This window comes from Candidatus Thioglobus sp., assembly GCF_028599055.1.
In the GTDB taxonomy this organism is placed as follows: Bacteria; Pseudomonadota; Gammaproteobacteria; order PS1; family Pseudothioglobaceae; genus Thioglobus_A.
The window spans coordinates 1-2,114 of the sequence record NZ_JAQRMS010000188.1; the positions used below are offsets into that span (position 1 = coordinate 1).

The window sequence follows — 2,114 nt, forward strand, 5'->3', positions numbered from 1 at the left end:
TATCATGCAGCGGCTTATAAGCACGTGCCGATGGTGGAGTTTAATAATACCGAAGGGGTTGATAACAATATCTTTGGTACTTTGAATTGTGCGCAAGTGGCTATTGAATCTAGCGTTGAGACTTTTGTATTAATCTCTACCGATAAAGCCGTGCGCCCGACCAATACCATGGGTGCCACTAAGCGCAGTGCGGAGTTGGTATTGCAAGCTTTAGCTGCTAAGCAAAGCGCTACAAAATTTACCATGGTGCGATTTGGCAATGTGCTGGGTTCTAGTGGCTCGGTGATTCCACTATTCAAACAACAGATTAAATCTGGTGGACCGGTAACGGTAACGGACGAGAATATGATTCGTTACTTTATGACCATCCCTGAGGCGGTGGAGTTGGTGATTCAAGCGGGCGCGATGGGGCTAGGAGGTGATGTTTTTGTATTAGACATGGGTAAGCCAGTGCGTATTGATGATTTGGCTAAGAAGATGATTCGCTTAAGTGGATTAGAGGTGAAAGACGAGACTCATCCTGGTGGGGATATTGAGATTAAATATACTGGCCTGCGCCCTGGTGAGAAGCTGTATGAAGAGTTACTGATTGGTGATAATGTTAGCGAGACGGATAATCCACTGATTATGCGCGCAAAGGAAGAGTTGCTTGCTTGGGATGAGTTAAGCCCAATATTGGATGAGCTGCAAAATGCGATTGTAAAATGTGATCAAGCAAATCTGCGTGAGCTTTTGATTAAGATCGTTCCAGGCTTCAAACCGCAATGTGATATATCAGATTTGCTATACAAATCTGAATAGCGGGGTCAAACCTGTTGTTTTAGCGCTATTCGAGGATAGGGTTAGGAATTCACTATTATGGCAGAAGAAGCCGAACCAGGCGTGTAAATATATTTGTTGAATTTGTAACTAAATTATGGTACCATATTATTCATGAGTAAGAAAGAAAAACTGTTAAAAAAATTTCTTGAAAAACCAATTAGAAAAGATTTAACATTTGATGAATTGAGCTCATTATTAATAGGTTTTGGGTATGACAAGATAGAGGGTAAAGGCTCTGCTGTAAAGTTTTACAATAAGAAAGAAGATAACTTGATAAATTTACACAAACCCCACCCAAGTAACTTATTAAAGATGTACCTGGTAAAGCAGATACAAGTTAAATTAAAGGAGATTATGTAATGAGCAATATTATTGAATATAAAAATTATATCGGTAGCGTTGAGTATTCTAATGAAGATAAGTGCTTCTTTGGTAAGTTAGAGATGGTTGATGATTTGGTAACTTTTGAGGCTACTAATGTCGATGAATTAGAATCCAACTTCAAACATAGCGTTGATGAATATATCGAAACTTGCACGGCATTAAACAGAGATCCACAAAAAACTTACAAAGGGGTTTTTAATGTCAGAATTGATCCTGCTCTGCATAAAAAAATTTATAAAAAAGCTTTAAAAGAGCATATATCGTTAAATGCTTTGATTGGCAAAACATTGTCTGAAAGTTTTACAAATTAACTTTTTAATTCCACCTTTAATTCCAAGATGTTAAAAGGTGACAAGGTTGGTGAGCTACAAAAGCATGCGCGAACAGGCAGGCCACTTGGGGCAGAGGGCTTTGTGAAAACTGCAGAGGGGCTGCTTGACAGAGTTCTTAGAAAAAACAAGCCTGGGCCGAAAGTAAATAATTAAGTATTGTGTCCCTTTAATTCCACAAAAGTTATGGAAGGTGACGACAAGAAAATTCGATCAATTGGATTCGGTTGTTGATATCGAGGAATTGAGAGTTCCGCCAAGTAATAGGTTAGAGAAGTTAATAGGAAAAAGACAGGGGCGAAATAGTATAAGAATTAATGAACAATATCGGATTTGCTTTACTTGGACCGAGCAAGGTCCTGCCAATGTAGAAATTATTGATTATCATTAAGAAGTGGAGATTAATTATGATTAGAATACCAACACACCGAGCGCCAACCCATCCTGGAGAAATGCTATTAATTAAAGGGACACAATACTTAATTATTAGCCATGCTATAATTCATCCATGGCAAGATTAGCAAGAGTCGTCCTTCCTGGATATCCACACCACATAACCCAACGCGGCAATCGGCGTCA

The 2,114-nt window shown here is 38.8% G+C and carries 3 protein-coding genes and 1 pseudogene; all 4 read left to right on the forward strand.

The genetic code is table 11. The features are described 5' to 3' along the window. A partial coding sequence (locus PSN35_RS07345; RefSeq protein WP_300031562.1) for a polysaccharide biosynthesis protein occupies positions 1–801 on the forward strand: 801 nt, incomplete at its 5' end. 132 nt (positions 802–933) lie between these two features. Continuing rightward, positions 934–1,182 carry a type II toxin-antitoxin system HicA family toxin gene (locus tag PSN35_RS07350; protein WP_300031565.1) on the forward strand — a complete coding sequence of 83 codons (249 nt, stop codon included), beginning with the start codon at positions 934–936 and terminating at the stop codon, positions 1,180–1,182. Then, the gene (locus PSN35_RS07355) at positions 1,182–1,517 is read left to right on the forward strand and encodes a type II toxin-antitoxin system HicB family antitoxin (RefSeq protein ID WP_300031568.1); all 336 of its coding nucleotides are present in this window, start codon (positions 1,182–1,184) and stop codon (positions 1,515–1,517) included. Before PSN35_RS07350 ends, PSN35_RS07355 begins: the two co-directional genes overlap by 1 nt. 193 nt (positions 1,518–1,710) lie before the next feature. Beyond that, positions 1,711–1,926: pseudogene (locus PSN35_RS07360) on the forward strand (type II toxin-antitoxin system RelE/ParE family toxin); the annotation flags it as partial. Positions 1,927–2,114 lie beyond the last annotated feature (188 nt).

What these genes read in the sequence shown, in the direction of transcription:
- PSN35_RS07350 (WP_300031565.1), top strand. Translation starts at nt 934, where the DNA reads ATGAGTAAGAAAGAAAAACTGTTAAAAAAATTTCTTGAAAAACCAATT.
- PSN35_RS07355 (WP_300031568.1), top strand. Translation starts at nt 1,182, where the DNA reads ATGAGCAATATTATTGAATATAAAAATTATATCGGTAGCGTTGAGTAT.